Source organism: Paenibacillus lutrae (assembly GCF_009757775.1).
Taxonomy (GTDB): domain Bacteria; phylum Bacillota; class Bacilli; order Paenibacillales; family NBRC-103111; genus Paenibacillus_F; species Paenibacillus_F lutrae.
Map to the genome: position 1 here is coordinate 73,996 of NZ_RHLK01000006.1, position 20,130 is coordinate 94,125.

General features: G+C 49.2%; 20 protein-coding genes. 2 read left to right on the forward strand and 18 right to left on the reverse strand.

Annotation, left to right across the window (positions count from 1 at the left end; genetic code table 11):
- Window positions 1–230 precede the first annotated feature (230 nt).
- The 6 genes from kapB to EDM21_RS12430 form a co-directional block, all read right to left on the reverse strand.
- Window positions 231–629: a sporulation phosphorelay system protein KapB gene (kapB, locus tag EDM21_RS12405; RefSeq protein WP_157335896.1), complete on the reverse strand. Its 399-nt coding sequence runs from the start codon at window positions 627–629 to the stop codon at window positions 231–233.
- Window positions 630–704: 75 nt separating this feature from the next.
- Entirely contained in the window at window positions 705–1,028 is a 324-nt protein-coding gene (locus tag EDM21_RS12410) for a thioredoxin family protein (RefSeq protein WP_235918168.1), read from the reverse strand.
- Window positions 1,025–1,558, reverse strand: a complete 534-nt coding sequence (locus EDM21_RS12415) for a hypothetical protein (RefSeq protein WP_157335898.1) — start codon at window positions 1,556–1,558, stop codon at window positions 1,025–1,027. The genes EDM21_RS12410 and EDM21_RS12415 overlap by 4 nt, the downstream gene beginning before the upstream one ends.
- A 141-nt stretch (window positions 1,559–1,699) precedes the next feature.
- A complete protein-coding gene (locus EDM21_RS12420) occupies window positions 1,700–3,316 on the reverse strand; it encodes an ABC-F family ATP-binding cassette domain-containing protein (protein WP_157335900.1) in 1,617 nt (538 codons plus the stop codon).
- A 101-nt stretch (window positions 3,317–3,417) separates the two neighbouring features.
- Window positions 3,418–5,391, reverse strand: coding sequence for an ABC-F family ATP-binding cassette domain-containing protein (locus EDM21_RS12425; RefSeq protein WP_157335902.1), 1,974 nt, complete (start codon window positions 5,389–5,391; stop codon window positions 3,418–3,420).
- Window positions 5,392–5,532: 141 nt separating this feature from the next.
- Window positions 5,533–6,621 carry a M42 family metallopeptidase gene (locus tag EDM21_RS12430; RefSeq protein ID WP_157335904.1) on the reverse strand — a complete coding sequence of 363 codons (1,089 nt, stop codon included), beginning with the start codon at window positions 6,619–6,621 and terminating at the stop codon, window positions 5,533–5,535.
- 241 nt (window positions 6,622–6,862) lie between these two features.
- On the opposite strand from EDM21_RS12430, the gene EDM21_RS12435 reads away from it, so the two are divergent.
- Both EDM21_RS12435 and EDM21_RS12440 read left to right on the forward strand, forming a co-directional pair.
- Window positions 6,863–7,402 carry an RNA polymerase sigma factor gene (locus EDM21_RS12435; RefSeq protein WP_338043976.1) on the forward strand — a complete coding sequence of 180 codons (540 nt, stop codon included), beginning with the start codon at window positions 6,863–6,865 and terminating at the stop codon, window positions 7,400–7,402.
- Entirely contained in the window at window positions 7,399–8,376 is a 978-nt protein-coding gene (locus EDM21_RS12440) for a hypothetical protein (RefSeq protein WP_157335905.1), read from the forward strand. Before EDM21_RS12435 ends, EDM21_RS12440 begins: the two co-directional genes overlap by 4 nt.
- A 138-nt stretch (window positions 8,377–8,514) precedes the next feature.
- On the opposite strand, the gene EDM21_RS12445 is transcribed toward EDM21_RS12440, so the two are convergent.
- From EDM21_RS12445 to EDM21_RS12500, 12 genes are all read right to left on the reverse strand, one after another.
- The gene (locus EDM21_RS12445; RefSeq protein ID WP_068775631.1) at window positions 8,515–8,805 is read right to left on the reverse strand and encodes a Dabb family protein; all 291 of its coding nucleotides are present in this window, start codon (window positions 8,803–8,805) and stop codon (window positions 8,515–8,517) included.
- A 58-nt stretch (window positions 8,806–8,863) separates the two neighbouring features.
- Window positions 8,864–10,420, reverse strand: a complete 1,557-nt coding sequence (locus tag EDM21_RS12450) for an ABC-F family ATP-binding cassette domain-containing protein (protein ID WP_157335907.1) — start codon at window positions 10,418–10,420, stop codon at window positions 8,864–8,866.
- 94 nt (window positions 10,421–10,514) lie between these two features.
- Window positions 10,515–12,455: an FHA domain-containing protein gene (locus EDM21_RS12455; protein ID WP_157335909.1), complete on the reverse strand. Its 1,941-nt coding sequence runs from the start codon at window positions 12,453–12,455 to the stop codon at window positions 10,515–10,517.
- Window positions 12,456–12,491: 36 nt separating this feature from the next.
- A complete protein-coding gene (locus tag EDM21_RS12460; protein ID WP_166541980.1) occupies window positions 12,492–13,007 on the reverse strand; it encodes a prepilin peptidase in 516 nt (171 codons plus the stop codon).
- 15 nt (window positions 13,008–13,022) lie between these two features.
- Entirely contained in the window at window positions 13,023–13,631 is a 609-nt protein-coding gene (locus EDM21_RS12465) for a hypothetical protein (protein ID WP_235918169.1), read from the reverse strand.
- Between the two features lie 13 nt (window positions 13,632–13,644).
- Entirely contained in the window at window positions 13,645–15,915 is a 2,271-nt protein-coding gene (locus EDM21_RS12470; RefSeq protein ID WP_338043977.1) for a hypothetical protein, read from the reverse strand.
- 50 nt (window positions 15,916–15,965) lie between these two features.
- Window positions 15,966–16,931 (reverse strand): TadE/TadG family type IV pilus assembly protein, encoded by a 966-nt coding sequence (locus EDM21_RS12475; protein WP_338043978.1) that lies wholly within the window; start codon window positions 16,929–16,931, stop codon window positions 15,966–15,968.
- A gap of 32 nt (window positions 16,932–16,963) precedes the next feature.
- Window positions 16,964–17,164, reverse strand: a complete 201-nt coding sequence (locus tag EDM21_RS12480; RefSeq protein ID WP_157335913.1) for a Flp1 family type IVb pilin — start codon at window positions 17,162–17,164, stop codon at window positions 16,964–16,966.
- Between the two features lie 60 nt (window positions 17,165–17,224).
- Window positions 17,225–18,097, reverse strand: a complete 873-nt coding sequence (locus EDM21_RS12485; RefSeq protein WP_157335915.1) for a type II secretion system F family protein — start codon at window positions 18,095–18,097, stop codon at window positions 17,225–17,227.
- A 4-nt stretch (window positions 18,098–18,101) separates the two neighbouring features.
- Window positions 18,102–19,094, reverse strand: coding sequence for a type II secretion system F family protein (locus EDM21_RS12490; protein ID WP_235918170.1), 993 nt, complete (start codon window positions 19,092–19,094; stop codon window positions 18,102–18,104).
- Window positions 19,091–19,390: a hypothetical protein gene (locus EDM21_RS12495; RefSeq protein ID WP_420850656.1), complete on the reverse strand. Its 300-nt coding sequence runs from the start codon at window positions 19,388–19,390 to the stop codon at window positions 19,091–19,093. Before EDM21_RS12495 ends, EDM21_RS12490 begins: the two co-directional genes overlap by 4 nt.
- A 235-nt stretch (window positions 19,391–19,625) precedes the next feature.
- The gene (locus tag EDM21_RS12500) at window positions 19,626–20,081 is read right to left on the reverse strand and encodes a hypothetical protein (RefSeq protein WP_157335919.1); all 456 of its coding nucleotides are present in this window, start codon (window positions 20,079–20,081) and stop codon (window positions 19,626–19,628) included.
- Window positions 20,082–20,130: the final 49 nt, after the last annotated feature.

The window sequence follows — 20,130 nt, forward strand, 5'->3', positions numbered from 1 at the left end:
AAGTTTCTAACCACAATTCTCATGCGATTCTTCCTTCTCACAAGCTCCAAACACGTCAGCAGAAAGAGCCCTGGTGCCGCATATGAGCGAAAACTTTTCTCAGTCCGGTATCCTTCATACGTTTCTTACTGGAAAAGCCCCGCCTCCTTAACGGAAATTGCCGTTGTCAGGAGAAGGGGCTTTCAGAGTGTCGCTGCCAAATATAAGAATCAGATAAGAGAACGGGACGGTTACTGCGGGAAATAATCCTTATGCAGCTCTTCGAGCTCAGCGATTGAGCGGCGTGCCCATTCTTCCGTCTGTTGGAGCACGCTTAATTCTTCTTCGAGAGCGTGCTGCAAAGATAACATGTAATCCGGGACATTCCCGTTGTAAGAACGGATCGTTACCAGCGGCATCAGGGCAATCTCCTGGTAGGCAAGAGCACGACGCTGCTGGAAATAACGCAAATCATTCCTGTCAGCCGTGTGAAGATCTCCTTGAGTAGGATGCTTTATGACCGCAAGCACTTGAACCGCCGCTTTGACAGGGGAGTTTATCTCTACAATCCGGCCGATATATTCACCGGTTTTGTACTCGCCCTTCACCAGATCGCCGACAGAAGCAGCAAATTCATTCCTAAGATTCATACGAGATTGCTCCTTTCTCAATGGAACTGCGTATTCAGGTTAGAATTAGAGACAGTCATTTAGCCGGATCCCGTATCAGGTCAATACGCGAAGCTCAGACAATAAATATTCCACGGAATTCATGGCATACAGGGTCCGTACAACCCTGCCTCTCTCTATCACCACTATACAGGGGACCGAAGAGATTTGCCACTCTTGGACGAAGCTGGGCACATAGTTGGCGTTACATTCCTTAAGCGGTATTGCAGGTTCCATTTGTACAAGAACTTCGAGCATCCGCCGGGCCAGTTTGCAAGTACCGCACAGCGGTGTATGAAAGAAAAGGGCAAAAGTTTGATGCTCCGAAACCGCACGCTGAATAATCTGTTCATTCCATTCCTGCATGATGGGCTCCTTCATGCGGCGTGTTTCTCCCGTAGCAAGGAAAGCGTCTTGACCGTATGCTCAAGCAGCCCGGTGAAATCGCCGACATGACTTTCATCCAGCTTACGGCCAAACTCCAGGAGCACATCATTATGCCAGCATTGCTCCCTTTGTCCAAATACGTAAGAGAGCGTCTGTGTAATAGTCGGCCTGCCGCTCCAGATGCTTGCGAGAGAAGCGGCTATTGCCGGGCAGTTGTTCTGCGGATCTTCCATCGTGATACCGAACCGGATCGTCAAGGTACATCCCTGCGAGGATGGCTTGCGCTCCAGAATTTCTGCGGCCAGATCTTCCAGCCCGGCGGTCAGGGCAAACTCTGCCCATGGAGAAGCATGGCTGTCTTCCTCGTTCTGGAGTACAAAACGGATGGCATAGTTCCTCGATAATGTGGACATGTCGATTTGATCCGAACGATTCGTCACCAGAATATCGCCGGACAGATCAAGATCGTACACAGCCCCTTCCAGGACAACTTTCAGATTCTCATAAATAGTCGGGTCAAACATAGATGGTTCGTCTCCTCTTCTCCAGCTGCAGCCAATCCGGTAACGGATACTCAGCTGAGTGATAACCTTACAGCGGGGTCAGGAAAGGCGCCTGGAAACTTACATCCAAGCGCCTTTGCCGGCGGTCCTATCTCTAAACACTTAAGCGTAATATTCTTCACGAAGCTTGCGCACATCTTCGCTCTCCAAATATTCGTCGTACGGCATCATCCGGTCAATCAGACCTTTAGGGGTAATCTCAATGATGCGGTTAGCGACCGTCTGAATGAACTGATGGTCATGGGAGACGAACAGCATCGTACCGTCAAAGTCGATCAATCCGTTATTGAGAGCCGTAATGGATTCCAGATCCAAATGGTTCGTCGGCTCATCCAGGATCAGAACGTTGGCGCTGGCAAGCATCATTTTGGACAGCATGCAGCGTACTTTCTCTCCTCCGGACAGGACACTCGCTTTCTTCAGCGCTTCTTCGCCTGAGAACAGCATGCGTCCCAGGAAGCCGCGGATGAAGGACTCATCCTGATCTTTGGAATACTGGCGGAGCCAGTCAACCAGATTCATATCCACACCGTCAAAGTACTCTGCGTTATCTTTGGGGAAATAAGCCTGGGTTGTCGTAACGCCCCAAGTGTACTCGCCCTGATCCGCTTCTTTCTCACCCATCAGTATCTGGAACAAGGTTGTTTTAGCCAGTCCGTCCGGACCTACAAAAGCAATTTTGTCGCCTTTGTTCACTGTGAAAGTAACATTGTTCAGGATACTTTCACCTTCTACGGATTTGCTGATCCCGTCAATTGCAAGAAGCTGCTTGCCTGCTTCACGCTCCGGTTTGAAGTTGATGAACGGATATTTACGATTCGAAGGCTTGATATCATCCAGAGTGAGCTTCTCGAGCTGTTTCTTACGGGAAGTCGCCTGCTTGGATTTGGAAGCATTCGCGCTGAATCTCGCGATAAAGGTTTCGAGTTCTTTACGCTTCTCTTCCGTCTTCTTATTCGCATCTCTGGCAAGTTTCAAGGCCAGTTGACTGGATTCGTACCAGAAATCATAGTTACCCACATACATTTGAATTTTACTGAAATCAATATCCGCAATGTGTGTACATACCTGGTTCAGGAAGTGACGGTCATGGGATACAACGATGACAGTGCCTTCAAATCGGCCCAGGAAGTTCTCCAGCCATTGAATGGATTCAAGATTCAAATGGTTGGTAGGCTCATCGAGCAGGAGGATGTTCGGATTGCCGAACAAAGCTTGCGCAAGGAGTACACGTACCTTTTGGTTGCCGTCCAGATCCTTCATCTTCTGGTCATGAAGTTCTTTCTGAATACCGAGTCCGATCAGGAGTTCAGCCGCATCAGCCTCAGCCTGCCAGCCGTCCAGATCCGCAAAGTCACCTTCAAGTTCGCCGGCACGTATGCCGTCTTCTTCGGAAAAGTCGGATTTAGCATAGAGAGCATCCTTCTCTTCCATGATTTTAAATAGACGGGCGTGGCCCATAATCACCGTCTTCAGAACTTCGAAATCATCAAATTCGTAATGGTTCTGCTTGAGCACGGCCATACGTTCTCCGGGAGCGATGCTGACTTCACCCTTGTTAGCTTCAATTTCGCCGGACAAAATTTTAAGAAAGGTCGATTTACCTGCACCGTTAGCCCCGATCAGACCATAGCAGTTGCCAGGTGTAAATTTAATATTAACGTCTTCGAAAAGAGCGCGTTTGCCATATCGAAGCGTAACGTCCGTAACAGTGATCATAAGTGCGGGATACCTGCCTTTTTGTATAGTACGGCTTATTCCAAGCCCATTCCCTTTAGTATAGCATAAATAGAGTGCTCACGCTCGCAAATAGCTCTCTGCTACTTATTGCGCGCAATTTCTTCTACCAGTTCGGACAATTCCGTCCATCGTTCCATCGCTTGTTCCAATTCTTCATTGGCTGCGATTTCTTCCGCGTACAAATCCTGAACCCGGCCGTAATCGCTGCCGGCCTTCGCGATATCGAGTTTGATCCGCTCCATCTTCTCTTCTAATGCTGCGATGCGGTCTTCTATCGTATCCCATTCCTTCTGTTCGTTAAAAGAAAGCTTCTTCTTCCTCGCGCGCCCCTGATCCTCGGTGCCTTCCTGGGATCCCCCGGATGCCTTGCGCGAATCTGGAGCGGGCATCCCTTTGTGGGGATTAGTGCCGCCCGAATGAACACTGCTCTCGCCTGTTTTCGTGTCAGCCCCTTCCCGAATGGATTGGGATTCCAAATATTCGGAATAGGTGCCGAAGTACTGCTCAATTTGCCCGTTGCCCGTAAAAGCAAACAGATGGTCTGAGGTACGGTCCAGAAAGTAACGGTCATGGGATACGGTAATCACTGCGCCTGGGAAGTGTTCCAAATAATCTTCCAGAATCGATAGCGTCTGGATATCAAGATCATTCGTAGGCTCATCAAGGAGAAGCACATTCGGCTCCCCCATCAATGTACGCAACAAGTATAGCCGGCGTTTCTCCCCGCCGGATAGTTTGCCGATCAAGGTCCACTGCAGATGCGGCGGAAACAGAAACCGCTCCAGCATTTGCGCCGCAGTGATCGATTCTCCGTCTTTGGTGCGGATAACTTCCGCCGCTTCACGGACATATTCGATCACCCGCTGTTTCTCGTCCATCTCCACGTTTTCCTGCGTGTAGTAGGCGAGCTTCACGGTCGTCCCCTGCTCGATCTCGCCGCCGTCCGGCTGAATTCTGCCGGAAAGCATACCCAGCAGGGTCGTCTTGCCGCTGCCATTGCGGCCAATGATACCGATCCGGTCATCGGGCTGCACGATGTAGCTGAAATCCCGGATAAGCTGCTTATCCGCATAGCTTTTGCTTACTTCCTTGAGCTCGATTACCTTCTTGCCCAGCCGGCTCCCTGCAAGCGCCATATCGAGTTTGGCCGCAGGTCCGTCGGTCTTGCGGTCGCGCAGCTGCTCGGCGCGCTCGACACGGGCCTTCTGCTTCGTCGTCCTGGCTTTGGCTCCGCGGTGCAGCCAGGCCAATTCGCGGCGCAGCAAATTCCTGCGCTTGTCCTCACTGGAAGCTTCCCGTTCCATCCGGTCCGCTTTTTTCTCCAGGAAGGTCGTGTAGTTGCCTTCATAACTGTAAATCTTGCCGCGGTCCAGTTCCAGAATCCGGCTCGTCACCCGCTCCAGGAAATAACGGTCATGCGTAACGAGAAGCAGAGCGCCTTTCCATTTGCCGAGGAACTGCTCGAGCCAATCTACCGTTTCATTGTCGATATGGTTGGTAGGCTCATCGAGAATAAGCAGATCGGCAGGTTGAATCAAGACGCGCGCCATCGCAACACGCTTGCGCTGACCGCCGGACAGCTCTCCCACCGGTTTATTGAAATCGGTGATACCCAGTTTCGTCAGAACGGTCTTGGCTGTAGTCCCCGCTTCCCAGGCGTCCAGGTTATCCATTCTTTGCTGCACGCGAATCAGGCGTTCCTGTGCCGCAGTATCATCAGGACTGTTATCAAGTTCGCTTAGTGCCTGCTCATAATCCCGCAGCACCTTCATTAAGGGTGTTTCCCCGTAAAAAACTTGCTCCAGTACCGTAGCCTGCTCGTCAAACTCAGGCTGCTGGGGAAGATATTCGACACGGAAATGATTGGAATGAATGACCGAACCGGAATCAGGTCCTTCCAGTCCTGCAAGAATGCGCAGCAGGGATGATTTTCCGGTACCGTTCACTCCGATCAGACCGATCCGCTGTCTTTCGGATATCGTAAATGAAATATCATCGAAGAGTACTTTCTCTCCGTAAGTTTTTACTAAATGTTCCGCATGGATAATACTCATGAGTTCCTCCGTCTTTGATCAGATAAAGCCAGGATAGGCCGAAACCGTCCGCCTGTATGGCCGTCACTAGGCTGCAGGCGGCGGGACCCGGATTTAATTTTATTTCATTGCATGTACATCGGCCAATTAACTTCCTAGAGCCTAGACCGGGCTGACCGGATTCTCCGGCCGTACCGATTCACTCGCAGGCGCGGCCGGATGTAGAATATATTGCAGCAGCAGCGCGGCTGTGCCTGCAATCGCATCCACATGCGTGCGTTCCATTCCATGGGAAGCATGGACACCCGGACCGATCAGAGCGGCGCGGATATTGCTGCCGCCTCTTAGAGCCGCAGAAGCATCCGAGCCATAATGCGGATAAATATCTACAGCATGGCGGATACCCGCGTGCTCCGCTAAACGGATGAGATGAGTCGTCATCGCATAATCGTAGGGGCCGCTGGAATCTTTGGCACAAATGGACACATCCTGCTCCGTGCAGGTCAAATCCTCGCCCATGGCTCCCATATCAACCGCTACCAATTCGTCGATATCTCCGGGAATATACGAAGCCCCGTGACCTACTTCTTCGTAAGTCGTAATGATCAGCTTAATGGTGCAGGCCGGTTCGATGCATTCGTTTTTGAGCAGCTCGAGCAGACCGAACAGGGCCGCCACACTTGCTTTATCATCGAGATGGCGGGACTTGATATATCCGTTCTCCTGAATACGAACCCTCGGATCAAAAGAAACGAAATCCCCCGTACCGATGCCAAGCTTATGTACATCTTCCCGGCTGAATGCGAGTTCATCCAGACGCACTTCCATATTTTCTTCCACTCTTTTGTGATCCCGGGCATCCGAGTAAACATGAACGGAAGGCTTCGTCGTCAGAATGGTTCCCTCATAGCTCAGACCTTGCCGCGTGTGTACTTGGCAATACTCATTCTCTATTGCCGCCATCATATATCCGCCGACCGGAGTCAGGCGCAGGCGCCCGTTATCTTTTATGGAACGTACCATGGCCCCCAGCGTATCCACATGTGCGGACAATCCGATCGTATAGTCACTGCGTTTGCCCGGAATCGTAATGATTCCGCATCCTTTATTGGTCAGCTCCATCGTATAGCCGAGTTTTTCCGTTTCCGCCTTGACCTTGGCCATAATTTGATGTGTATAGCCGCTTGGACTGGGTGTTTTCAAAAGCATATCCAGAACTTCAAGTACATAGCTGCGATTAATCTGATCCATCTGGCTTCACTCCTTTTGCTGAATCTTGCTATATGTGTGGCGCTCTTCGTCAACTTATCTTTACAGCAGATACTACACGTTTTCCCCATTCTTTTCAAACGATAGGCTCACCTGATACCCAACATGATTGTACCGTATATCATTGCCTCTGATGTGTTATCTTTACTTGTATCCGAAAAAATATCCATGTTCTGGGAACCTGGTACTGCGCTGCTTTGTCAGTTATAAAGAGGTGATCGCATTGGGCAGTGAAGATTTTCTGTATTCAGCCGATATGAATGGCTATACATTAGAGGATTTAATGAATACGTACGGTCAAGATGTGTGGAATTTCGCTTTCTCTATTTGTAAAAACCGCCAGCTCGCGGATGATATAGCGCAGGATGTTTTTTTACAGGCATACCGGCATGTCGCGTCATTCAGAGGCGAATCAAGCGTCAAAACCTGGCTCCTAAAGATAACCCGAAACATCAGCTACAACAACCGGAAGTCCGCTTTTGTCCGTAAGGTTATGCTTGTCGATTTTGTTCATCGTGCAGGGCAAAGCCAATCTGCCGAGGATATCTTTCTGGAACAAGAGGCAGCCAACGAGGTATGGCTGTGCGTTTTTCGGCTGCCTGTCAAGTTCAGGGAAGTCATCGTACTCGATGCCAAATATCATCTGTCTGTCAGTGAAATTGCCGGAGTCTTAAATATTTCAGAAGGTACTGTAAAATCGCGCTTACACCGCGCCCGCAAAAAAATGACAGGGCTATTATACGGGGAGGGACAACGAAAATGAAGGAATCTAAACCCGATTGGTATTCGTCCTTGGAGGAAGAACCTTTTAGAACCCGCAAGTTCTCACGCCGGATGGCGGACGAAATTAAAACAGCTGCGGCTTCTCCCGACACCAAAGCACGCCGGTTCGGCAAATTTCCCTGGAAAGGGGCGGGACTTGGTTTCGCCGGACTGATTCTTGCAGCAGCCTTCTTGACCAATGACTGGAAGACGGCGGTTGATCCGGCTGAACAACCCGCCGCCTTCGAATCCAAAAGCGCTTCCTTGACCTATGTCCCTTTAGAATCTATGCCGCTTGAGAAGACCAGTCTGCCGACAGGCATGGAGAAAATCAAATCAATCCCACTCGGACAAAATTTGGGAAAAGCCGGTTCACCTGTTGTAACGTTATATGCGGACATCAAGAACAAGGAGCTGCTGCATGCATACTTATCGGACGGCAAGTCCGATTATCATATAGGCTTGGTAAGCAACCAGGGTCTTACCGCGCTTGAAGTAAAAACTTCCCATTGGACCGGAGAAGATAATGCGGAAATCCAGATAGACAGTCCTATCGGACCTGGCATGGTTATTCAAGTTGTAAGATACAATCCACTAAACTCGGCATGGGAACTCCAGAACTTCGAACAGCACCAAAGTGAAGAAATAGATTTGGACGGGGATGGCCAGAAAGAGCTGGTCGAAAATCATCTAGACTGGGTGCCCCCGGCTGTTCATTTAAACCGCTGGAACGCGGACACGAAGCAGTTCGAACGGGCGGCGGTCGATAACGATGCGGCTGAAATGATGGGGCTTAATCAAGAAAATACGGTTACGCACTCCTATCTGTTCCAGGAAAAAGATAAATGGTTGATCGAATTTGGAGCTGGCGATAATTTTCATGTTTTTATGGAATACCACAATGGTAAGCTGCAGACCGTTGACCTTCCGGACAAAAGAAGCAGGCTTGCTGACCTGAGGAACGCACCGAAATAGAATCCGAAGAAGGAATAAGAAATGAAGCTCCGGTGCTTGATTGACAGCCGGGGCTGATTGCTGCTCTTACAATTCATGACCTGCTTCTAGCGATATCAAAAAGAACTTGCCGCAGGACTTGCGGCAAGTTCAAGATTCTCAGCTTTCAAAATCAACACAGGGAGCAACGCCATCTTTATGTTCACCCATATAGGCGATCACGTCCTGATGCACGGGATGCACGTTATATGCCTGAAGATCTTCGAGTGAATTGAATTTAGTAATTAACGCAAGATCGTAGGAGCGCTCGGAATGAAGGACATCGGTTCCTACTTCAATGGACAGCAGCTGCGGAATTTTGCCTTCCATGTTCACCAGCTTGTCTTTCGTTCTTTGTACAGACTCGGGACTGCGGTCCTTCATTTTAAAAAACACGATATGCGTAATCATCCTTCATTCTCCTTTTTCCGGTAAATTTGATAATGGAAAGTATATAAGAAAGTTCAGTTTAAGAATGGACTTTGTGCGACCATTGCTCAACATCCCAGACTTTAGTAACCCAGCCTTCGTAGAAATCGGGCTCGTGGCAGACAAGCACCACGGTACCCTTGAATTCTTTCAGAGCGCGTTTCAGCTCATCTTTGGCGGATACATCCAAATGGTTCGTAGGCTCATCAAAGAGAATCCAGTTGCTTTCTCTCATCAAAAGTTTGCAAAGACGGACTTTGGCCTGCTCGCCGCCGCTAAGCGCGCTGAGCGGACGGGTAATATGCTCGTTCTTAAGCCCGCAGCGCGCCAAAGCTCCGCGCACTTCGTTCTGGGTCATATGCGAGAACTCGTTCCACACATCATCAATCGGTGTAATGCTGGGAGCTTTAACTTCCTGCTGGAAGTAAGAAGGAAACAAATAATCCCCTTTGTATGTCTTCCCGCTAATGGCTGGAATAACCCCCAGCATCGTTTTAAGCAGGGTGGATTTACCGACACCGTTGCAGCCGACAATCGCGATTTTCTGACCCCGTTCGATCGTGATGTTCAGCTTGGGCAGCAGCGCCCGATCATAGCCGATTTCGAGATTCTCCGCCTCGAACACTACGCGTCCGCTTGCACGGGACTCCTTGAATACAAAGGTCGGTTTGCTCGCTGTCTCCGGACGCTCGATCCGGTCTACTCTGTCGAGCTGCTTCTGCCGGCTCTTGGCACGGGTGGATGTGGATGCCCTGGCTTTATTCCGCTGAATAAAATCTTCCTGCTTCTTGATGTATTCCTGCTGTTTCTCATAGGCATCCAGATGCTGAGTCTTAGACAATTCCGCCATCTCAAGGAACTTCTCGTAGTTGGCCGTGTACCGGTTCAGCTTGGTAAATTCCAGATGATAAATAACATTGACGACCCCGTTCATGAATTCCGTGTCATGGGAAATCAGCATGAACGAATACGGGTAGTCCTTCAAATAATTGGACAGCCAATTGATGTGCTCGACGTCCAAATAGTTAGTCGGCTCATCAAGCAGCAGCACGGTCGGCTGCTCAAGAAGAAGCTTGGCCAGCAGAACTTTCGTCCGCTGCCCGCCGCTAAGAGAAGCTACATCACGGTCAAGACCGATTGCGTTCAGTCCCAGGCCATTGGCCATTTCTTCTACTTTGACATCAATCATATAGAATCCGCTGTTTTCCAGCTGGTCCTGTATTTCTCCCATTTGCTCCAGCAGAACTTCCAGTTCTTCCGGTGAAGCTTCTCCCATTTTATCCGTAATGCTCATCATATCTTTCTCCAGCTCAATGAGCGGAAGATAAGCATCCTTCAGGACATCGCGGATCGTTTTGCCTGGAGTCAGCTTCGTGTGCTGGTCCAGATAGCCGTACCGGATACGGGGCGTCCACTCGACCTTCCCCTCATCCTTCAGCAGCTTACCGGTCAAAATGTTCATCAATGTCGATTTACCGACACCATTTGCTCCTACAATACCTACACGCTCACCGGCCAGAAGCCGGAATGAAACGTTTTTAAAAAGCACACGGTCACCAAATGTATGACTCAGGTCTTCAACTGTCAAGAAACTCATAATCTATTCTGTAACTCCTATCTTATCGCAAAATGGTTCTCTCTGGGACAACCCTCTTAGTATACCATTATCCAAAGAACAGGAAACAGGAAAGTTAAGTTCTAAATATAAATTCGGTATGGACAATGCGGATCACATCGCCATCCGACAAATACACCGATTGATAAGGGCTGATCCTCTCGCCATTCAAGAAAGTCCCGTTGCGTGAATTAAGATCCTTAACCGCATAGCCTTCTGTCATGCGGATAATCTCTGCGTGAACCCGGGACACGCCGGGCACGTCTTCCACATAATGCACATCTGTTTCTCCGCGGCCGATCATGAACGAAGCCGTATCCAACAGGATGGTCTCTTTACGGCCCCCTCGCATTGCCTCGAGGACCGGCCAGCGTTCTTGCTGATTCGAAGAAGCAGCGGCCGGTTGTCCAAGGAAGACAGTCTCGTCAGCGGCGGAATGCGGCGGCGCCGGCGGCATAAGCAGCGTTGTGCGCTCACCCAGGGCCGCATAATGCCGCTCCAGCGACACCGGCTCAGTCGCAGGTGCCAGCCCCCGGCTGGTGCTTGCTGCGGTGACTTCCTCTGCCGAACGATTAGCCATGCCGGGCATGCCAATCGCCAGCAGGGCAAACGCCGCAGCGAGCACCAGCAGCGTTGCGCCGCTGCAGATATACAGCAGCGGCTGGGCCGGCGCGCTCAAATACGCGTTCCAGATCATCGCGATGATCAGGGACGCGGCGCCCAGCGCGCCGGTTCTTGCGCGAGCCCCGAGTATCGGGCCCGCAGGAGCGGCCGCAGCAGCTGATGCTGCGGCTGACTCTCCCGGCGACGCCTGCGAAGGCGCCGGGTGAGCGGCGCCCGCGTGCGGCGCGGGCGCATGGGGTGCAGCTGCGGCGGGCCTTGCGGCAGCTGCGCCATGCGCGCCGGGACGGCCGCGGCTCTGCTGCCGGCTGAAAGCCGCGGCTGCGCCGCGCTGCTCCCAGGCAGGCTCCGCCCCCAGGCGCTCACTGCTGCGCGCAGAGCCGTTCGCTGTCGCTGCCTGGTCTCTCTCCCGGGCGGGAATGTGACGTCTTTCTAACCCGCTATTTTCTGTATCTGCGTTATATAAGTCCATCCCCGCAATACCGGCCGCTTCAGAGTAGCGGCGGTCCAAGTCCACACTTTCGTTTTTATCTTGCCTACGGGATTGAAAATGTACAGCATCCGGACCGCCCGATTCTTCCGGCATTTCCTGCATCTCTGCGGAATCATCTACACGACTCGGGGCAAACTTGGGTAATCTAACCCCTGCTTCCTCTAGGAAATCACCCGAATCTGATCTACCATGTGTTTCAAAGTCATGTATTCTATCACGATGTTGCGCCGTCCCGGGCGGGGCAGTTCCCTCAAGTTTCTCCTCCCAAAATTCATCATAATCAATACCTGACTCTATTTTTACGCTGTTATACTCTTCGCCTTTCGAGTTTCTCATGGCTGTATAGATTGCTTTTTTGAGCGACTCCGCCGTAAAACCCGGCTCCATACACTTATTGATAAGCGGCTGTAAGCGACTCCGCTCCGTGACCGCAAGATGCGTAACCATATCCTGAATGAGATTGGCCCATGCAGACTCCAACGAAGCAGCCGGTATTTCTTGTAACGGAACGCACAGCATGTGAAGATCCGCCCCCAGGTTACTCGTAAATATAAACCGGCTATCCAATACAAACTGAGCTTCGCTAAGCATATAGTTCCGGCTGTTGCTCACGCATGCCGCGGCTGTATGCAGATAATATAAACATTTATCCGCGCTGAGTTTTCTGTTTCTTATAACCTCACTTAACGATAGTTTAGCGTGGAGATTATAAACGAGCTTCACATTAAAGTCGATTTCTTCACTTTCCATAGAAAGCACATGAGGGATCGTTTCCTCCGTCAGCATTTTGAACTGAAGGGGAGCGAGTTCATGCCTGAGCAGCCCCTCTTCTTTGCCGAGTGTCAACCATCGTCCCTGTCCAGATCTATACTCCGCTTGGAGCCCGAATTGTTCTAATTTCATCTTCATTCCTCCACCTTGCACAGCATCCGAAGCAACCTATATCATCGCCTCTCCATACAAATAAGCAGTCAGAACGCCGGGCAGAACCGCATACATAAAAGGAAATCTCAGTTGGTCTGCGGTCCGTATATTTTTCCACACCGACAAGTCTTTCATGAATACGAATGCTCCGAGATATCCAAATATGCCGAATATTCTATCTTTCGCATCTTTTTTCACAAGCAGGATAACGAGCCCAATTATCCCTGCGAATAAAAGGGAATAAACCGTACACGCCATTACAAACATCGTTCCGGTTAATGCGCCTATCGCTGCGAAAAGCTTTACGTCACCCCCACCCAGAGCACCTATCAAATATAGAACCAAGATGAGCAAAAATCCTGCCCCCAGTCCCGAGATTGAGTAAACAAAGCCCGGCCACCCACCGCTAATCACATGATAAAGAATACCCGCGGCTATCCCGCCGCATGTTAAAACATTCGGAATAACCGATCTGTGAACATCCGTTACAAAAGCACCTAGAATAAGCAAAGAAAGAAGGATCTGCTCCACCCGTTCACTCTCCTGTCATGCACCGAGCCATACCCGCTCCAGCGCTCTCTTTTTTAAAGTTAATGTCCGGCTGAAAAATGGAACCGCAAGAGGGAAATCATATTCGGCTTCGAATCCGATAAAATCCTGATCCCCGTTATCGAAGCCCGGAAGAGTAACGCCCGTCACATGAAAACGATCTTTTTTCAAAATTTCCGGATTTGCAAAATTGTAAACAACCGGCTTCATTGCCTCCTTGAGAACACGGTCTGCTGCCGCATCGGCCTCTCCTTCAGCTTTTGAACCCATTCGCCGCATCCAATCTATCAGCACCGCGACCGGATCGGGTATAAACGCCTCGACAGATTCGATGAATTCATCCGCTTGAGCCGCGCGGTCTCTAATAGTCTGAATTTGATCCAGAAGAGGACCTCCAGCCTGTGAGGCCTGCTGATAAAGCTTTTCTGCGGGGTACATATTCGCTGCCAATACTTTGGTAGACTCACCGACTGCGGAACGCAAGGCCATATCCGCTATCGTGATTTGAATACAAACAATGAGGGCGATTACAAACGATACGAACATCGGCAGGATTAAAGCCGCTTCCAGCACCATTCCCCCTTCTTCGTTCTTCCGGAGAGTCAAGCCTCCACCACCTTTAATAAGCTAGATTCGTCTGGCTCCTAAACGTGCACCGGTTGTCCGCCACTTCGCACGAAGAAACTCCCGCCCCGTTTAAAAGCTTCATAAGACCCGGAAGAAACCATAAAGAGACGGAAGAATTCGCCGTGCCTTGAACATAGGTAACGGCTTTATCCAGCGGCTTATCCGTATTGATTTCGATTAAACTTTGCATACGGGCCATGAGCCGCCTATCATTACTGTGAAGCAGGAGAAAGACTCTCAGATAATCTTTATAAGTAAACGTAACTACCGGCGAGGTCAGCTTGCTTGAGATGGGCACCGCCTTTCCTTCCGTAAGCTCGTTCATATCCTCGAGGGCTTGTACACCCGCTTCTGCAGCGGCAGCTAGCAATACCAGGAGCGGGGAGCCGACATTAAGCATCTCTTTCTTCGGGTCCATCAATTCTTCAACCATATGTACCGCAAACCGGAAAGCGAACATTTCACCATAAGCAGCCGAAATATTCTTCATGCAGGAGTCAAATCCGTACAGCAGATATTCTACTTCTTGTTGCGGGAGTTTGTGCGCAGCCGGTTCAGATAAGGCGTGAATCGGTTTTAACTGCCCTCCGTTATCTTTCTCTATTCCGAAGGTCCGGTAATTAAACTGTGAAACCGCGTATTCATTAATAAAAACCTCATTGCGGATTCCTTCACTTAGCTGCCCGAGCTTGCCCAGAAGACTCATGGAAAGCTGAATTTCATCGTCTGGCTTTCCCTCCAGCGTAAACGTTGAGCTCGTACCGGTTGTGGGATCAACTTCATTTAAACTCATATATTTTCCATACAATCTACCACTACCGCCTTTTTCAAGCTTTTCATACGGTGAAACCATCAGCCCCTCTTCCTGATCTTTGCTGCAGCTTCCCATCGCCTGTTTTGCTTTATCCAATGCGGCCTGTATCTTCCCCCGCTGCTTTGCCTTCTCTTGCCGGATACCCGCGCTCTGCATGCTTCGTTCGGCTTCAATTTGCTGCTGCCGTTGGTATGTTTCCTCCATTTTAGTATAGTAGGCTTCATTGGCTGTCCGGGCGGCATCCGCCTGGCTGTTCGTATAGACATTTATGGTTTCTATTTTATTCCGGAAGCCGCTAAACAAGGCAGCTCCTGTGCCTATTCCTGTCTGATACAACCGGAATTCATCCTCACTGATGATTTTTATGCTTTTAAATGCCTCAAAAGCCTTAAGTTCTTCCGCTTGACCGGTTGACAGCCTTTTAAGCTCTGTATTTAATTCATCATTTGCTTTTTTAGCTTCGAGCAACTGTTCCTGTATAGCTTTCTGCATCTTTTGTGCCAGCTCGTCATCAATTACGACCTCCGCTCTTATAACCGCGATCAGAGCGGCATATTTGAGGATGTTTTCCAGAAGCTCTTTCCATTTGGATAGGTCTGTGGTTAGCTCATTCATCCGCATTTGCATCGAATTAAGATTTTCCATCATACCCTGTACGGCTCCCGCCGCCTCAGGTCCAGCCATTGCAGCCGCAGCAATCGTGCGGTTCAAATCAGACATAGAGGCGGATAAACTGCTTATCTGCACCTCCAGAGTTTTAATCCGGCCAGCTACATCTTCCGCTGTGTTTAACCCGATCAATTCAGCCAGACGGTTCAGCTCTGTAATCCGTGCCTGATAGGAACTGTACCAGGAGCGGATCTTCTTCATCAGAGCCTCTACATCCTGCCATGCCTTATCCATGGCCTCTTCTCTTTTGTTCAGAAGTCTCTCGAACTTCTCCGCTTCCTTTGCATACAACGCGCCATTTGCCAAGATCTTAGCCGCGCCGGGCTTCTGAATCTTATCTGCAATTTCGAGTGCAAATTCTAGGGGAGCCTGGTATTTCATCGTGTCTAGAACTTGCCCTTCAAAAACCGTATGATTAGCCAGGGTGTAAAGGGGAGCAATTGTATCTCCGCTTGCTTCCGGCCGGGTGTCCAGGAGCTTATAGAAAGCCCCTGTACTTGCACCCGACAAGTTCTCTTTAAAAATATGACGAAATAATTCACTGGAATCATTGGTCTCACCTGTCAAACCGAACAAGCCATAAGCGGCTAAGTCCTGATCGTATGCCGACAGCACAGAACGTATTGCTGCTCTTGCAGCCGTGTCTGCTTCTCTTTCAGCCGCTTTCACCCGGGCATAATCTATCAAAACCGCCTGGATGAGAAAAATAGGGACAATAATAAGAATGAGGTAAACGGAAACCGTGCCGCTTTCAGCCCTATACAATTTTCTCAAAAGCACACGCCTTCTCTCCTTTGGATACGTCTCTTCAACAACTTCTGTCCACAGCGTTATTCATGAAAAATAACCGCAATTCCGTTCGCAGCAAGTTCTTGAAGGAGAGCCTTAGAAGGCTTGCTTGCCGATTTGTTTTTGAAAAAATGCCACACAATTCCCTTAACTTCGGTGCCTGTATTTTTTAATGAAATATCCTTTTTCATCTGCTCGCGCAGTCCTTTATCTGTAAACGTATAATACGCTTGATGTGCCGTTCCGCTTGCATCAAGGGCGTCGACATTTCTTACTTCTCCTTCTGCTGTTGTGATGGGTTTCTCCGTACCGCTGACCAGCTTCTTTATGTAAGCCCTGGCTTGAGCCTCGCTGCTTAGAACGCCTTGATCGGGAATTTGTACGGCTCCAGGCTCAACAAGCACTTCCTTAGCCCTTGCAGCTGAAATCCGATTCTTAAGAGCAGGCACATACGTCCGGGTTAGATCAACGGTCCGGATCAGCTCAACAGGATCTACAACATGGGACGCACCCTGCCCATCGACTTTCTCGCGAATAATTCTGCCCGGCAGAAATGACCGGATCTTGAATGATTCTTCCAGGTCGGCAGATATGATGCGTGCCCAGATCCGGTTAGCATAAGTCATCTTCCCTTTGACGCCTTCTGGCAGCAGCGATGCCGTTCTGGATAATTTACCGGCAGGTCCGCTTCCCCCAGATCCTCCGGGAACTTCAATGGTAGAGTCAGCGCCTCCATAGCCAAAAATGCCAAGAGCAGCATCCTGCGTTAACCGCCAGTAAAGGCCATCCTGTCTGCCCGGCACAAAAGCTCCTGTTAGCGGGTCCTTGAAGCTGTTATCCCATACAAAGGACGCTCGTTCAGAGGCAATACCCGCCGTCTGATGAATGACCACCTGATTGTACACATAAAGACCGAATACAATCAGGGCTAGAGTCGAAATCAGAATAAACGGAAAGATCAGAGTTGCTTCTAACGTGAAATTCCCGCGATCTTCTTTTATTAGCACTTCAAATCTAGCTCTTATCGAATACGAAGCAATCATGTCGGAGATTTAATTTCAGTATCAGTTCCCGTTTTATCAAAGCTTTCACCGGCTTTGCCAATCAGATCATTGAACCATTTGATGATCCATTTCCTGAAGATTACCGCAATCGCAATCAGCACGGCGACGATCAATAAAATCTCCAGCGTGCCAAGACCTTCCTCGTCATTCCAAAATTTCAATAACCATGGTTTCATATTCACTTTCCTCCATCATGTATAAAATAAGTTGAATTACATAGCTCAAGAATTCATCTCTTAGCTGCTGTTCATAGACAACATCGCCGGAGCCGCTACGACTACCATTACAACTACGAAAATGAGCACCATCGGAATGACAAGCTTGGAGGATGCTTCTTCTCCCAGTTTCCGGGATTCCGCTTTTCGTCGGTCCCATAGTTCCTTGGACAGTGAGCGTAAAGCCACTAGAAAATCATCGCCTCCGCGTCTGTAATTGAGCAGAATTGTCGTCGTAAAGAGCGCAATTTCCTGCATGGCACAGCGTTTATTCAGATCCTCCAGCACTTTAGGCAAGGATGCATTCATTTCAAGTTCACGGGCGGCTTGAACTAGCTCCACTTGTAAGGCAGATGTGGTAAGGCGACTGCTGTCTACGCAGCGGCTAAGTGCTTTTTGAACGGTTTCTCCGGCATTAATGAGCAGAATCATTTTACTGAGCACTTCCGGAAGCTCCATAATAATGTCGCGTTTGCGTTTTTTGACTCTCTGGTCCATCTGATTGATCAAGATTACCGGCGTCAAGCATGCTCCTAATATACCAAGCAGAGCAACCGCTGGATCCCCGCCGGCCGCCAGACCGAGAATACTGCATCCCAGAAGAACAAATAGCGCGGACAGAATCATGTCCCCAATCGCAGATTTGGCATGCACTAGAGTATCCTTAAACCCGTGCAAGGCCGAGATTCGCTGCATAATACGGGCGGCCGCTTCCGGAAAACGCTCCATCACCCTACCCTTCTCTACCGCATACAAACCTGCGGGGGCAAGCCATGGAAAGCGGAGGGGATAAGAACGTTCACCTTGAGCAGCGGCATATCTAAGTCGTCCGGCTACCTGCAGGACAATGAGAGCCAGCCCTGATGCCATAGCCAGTAATACAAGCAGGAGCATATATTCACACCTTTATATCCATGATTTTGGTAATAAGCCAAAAGCATGCGGCTAGAACAAGCAAGCCACCCGTCATGATCAATGGACCGATGCCGCTGTATAACGGAGCCATATAATCGGGTGAACTGAAGCTCAGAACCGCTACCATGGCAATAGGAGCCGCCAGTAAAATGCGGGACTCGAATCTTTTCTGGGCAACGAGTACAGAAATATCCTGCACAATCTCAAGCTTATCTCCAATAATTGCGGCGGTGCGCCGGATAACTTCTACTAGGTTTCCTCCTGTGCGCTTGCAAGTAATAAACACATCAGCGAAATTGGAGATATCTTCTGTGCCGGCTCTGCATGCAAAATCTGCAACCGCCTTCTCAATAGGTTCCCCGTTATCGAGTCTACGAACGATGATTTCGAACTCAAGAACGATCAGGCAATTGGGATCGGGATAAAGCAGCTTCAAATCTTTCCAGGTTTCACGAAAAGAGCTTTCTACTGATCTTCCTGCCGACAATGAGGTGGACATGCAGTAAAGAGCTTGCTTGAACTGTTGGTTAAGCCTCTCCTTTCTCAGATGCATAAGCCGAATTCGCCGGAATCGGGGCATAAGTAATCCCAATAGCAGACCTGCAAGGGACAACAGCAGCTGCTTATAAAAAATAAAACTTACTCCTGCAAATACGAGTCCCGTAATTCCAATTGTGAAAGCTTGTTCTTTAGGTGACATTTGGTACACATTGTAATCAGTCAGATTGTTTCTTACCGCAGCACTTCGTGCAAGCTTCGATGATTCTTCTGGAAGCAGTTCATGCTTGCTGCGGCCAAAGTTTATAAGTCGGCTTCTAATGGAAATGCTCATCCTTTCGTTAGCCGCTTCCTGTGGCTGGACATGTGTTCGTTCTTCTAAGGTCCCAAATTCACTGAGCTTCTTCTTTTTATCAGCGATATAAAATATCAGCCAAATCCCGAAACCGATTAAAGCTGCAGCGGTGATGATTTTCATGAGGATGCCCCCTTCCCAATCCGAAGCCAAGCAGGCGTACGCACTCCTGCCATGCGGCATTTCCAGTCGTTGATCAGCGGATTGCCCGTGTAAATCAATTCACCGTTAACTTTGCCGGCTTCATCCTCTCCGCGGTCATCAAAAACGAAAAGCGGATTCAGAATCACTTCTCCTTCACTCAGCCCGGCTATTTCGCTAATTTCGGTTATTTTACGAGATTTGTCCCGCATACGCGTCAGATGAACCATAATGTCAATTGCGGACGAGATCTGCTTGCGGATTACTTCCACCGGCAAATTTGCCCCGCTCAGTACCATCGTTTCAAGCCGGATGAGCATGTCCTGACTGGTATTGGCGTGTCCCGTTGATAAACTAGTATATAGTTTAATATATAGTTCATTTTTGCGATCAAGTATCAATTCGAATTTTACTGTAGACTATTATGGGTTTGTGTGCTATATTTAGATAAATCCGGAAGAACCGGTTGAAGAAAAGGACCATGGGAAAGCATCCCGCGGTCCTTTTTTCGTTTCATTTGTAGAACTCTACAATATACTTCTGTAACTTAACGACAATCTCCGATTTAATCACATCACGCGTAAAAGTAACATCATCATGGTATCCCCGGCAAATGAACTTAACCCGCAGATTATTATCAGCCGTTTCATCCTCATAAACTTTAATCCCAGCTTCACGCAGCTCTTTTTTGGTGGACTGTATATCCGCTATGATCCGGTTAATCAATTGGTTTGTAACCATCTTGTATAGCTTGTTTAAAGTGTTTTCGGTAACGTCGATCTTGCGCAGGCTGTTCTCCGTGATTGTCAGAATCATCGGAAGTATCGTCAGAGTGCGGATAAGGACCAGCTCTTCTAATGTAGGCATCGGGCTTTTACTCTTCGGTTCGTCGACCCTCGTCTTTATAAAAGCAGCACGATCCTTCGGCGTAAGCGTTCGAGTGCCTTCCATCATTCTTTTCTCATCCATAATCTCGCTCCCATCAAAAGAACATCTGTTCTTATTATAAGCGGAAAAG

Excerpts from the sequence above, each read along its gene's own strand:
- EDM21_RS12415 (WP_157335898.1), bottom strand. The coding sequence starts at position 1,558 with ATGTTTGACCCGACTATTTATGAGAATCTGAAAGTTGTCCTGGAAGGG.
- EDM21_RS12490 (WP_235918170.1), bottom strand. The coding sequence starts at position 19,094 with ATGAAAATCATCACCGCTGCAGCTTTAATCGGTTTCGGGATTTGGCTG.
- EDM21_RS12485 (WP_157335915.1), bottom strand. The coding sequence starts at position 18,097 with ATGCTCCTGCTTGTATTACTGGCTATGGCATCAGGGCTGGCTCTCATT.
- EDM21_RS12480 (WP_157335913.1), bottom strand. The coding sequence starts at position 17,164 with ATGAAACCATGGTTATTGAAATTTTGGAATGACGAGGAAGGTCTTGGC.
- EDM21_RS12425 (WP_157335902.1), bottom strand. The coding sequence starts at position 5,391 with ATGAGTATTATCCATGCGGAACATTTAGTAAAAACTTACGGAGAGAAA.
- EDM21_RS12500 (WP_157335919.1), bottom strand. The coding sequence starts at position 20,081 with ATGGATGAGAAAAGAATGATGGAAGGCACTCGAACGCTTACGCCGAAG.
- EDM21_RS12410 (WP_235918168.1), bottom strand. The coding sequence starts at position 1,028 with ATGAAGGAGCCCATCATGCAGGAATGGAATGAACAGATTATTCAGCGT.
- EDM21_RS12420 (WP_157335900.1), bottom strand. The coding sequence starts at position 3,316 with ATGATCACTGTTACGGACGTTACGCTTCGATATGGCAAACGCGCTCTT.
- EDM21_RS12455 (WP_157335909.1), bottom strand. The coding sequence starts at position 12,455 with ATGAAATTAGAACAATTCGGGCTCCAAGCGGAGTATAGATCTGGACAG.
- kapB (WP_157335896.1), bottom strand. The coding sequence starts at position 629 with ATGAATCTTAGGAATGAATTTGCTGCTTCTGTCGGCGATCTGGTGAAG.
- EDM21_RS12445 (WP_068775631.1), bottom strand. The coding sequence starts at position 8,805 with ATGATTACGCATATCGTGTTTTTTAAAATGAAGGACCGCAGTCCCGAG.
- EDM21_RS12450 (WP_157335907.1), bottom strand. The coding sequence starts at position 10,420 with ATGAGTTTCTTGACAGTTGAAGACCTGAGTCATACATTTGGTGACCGT.
- EDM21_RS12430 (WP_157335904.1), bottom strand. The coding sequence starts at position 6,621 with ATGGATCAGATTAATCGCAGCTATGTACTTGAAGTTCTGGATATGCTT.
- EDM21_RS12440 (WP_157335905.1), top strand. The coding sequence starts at position 7,399 with ATGAAGGAATCTAAACCCGATTGGTATTCGTCCTTGGAGGAAGAACCT.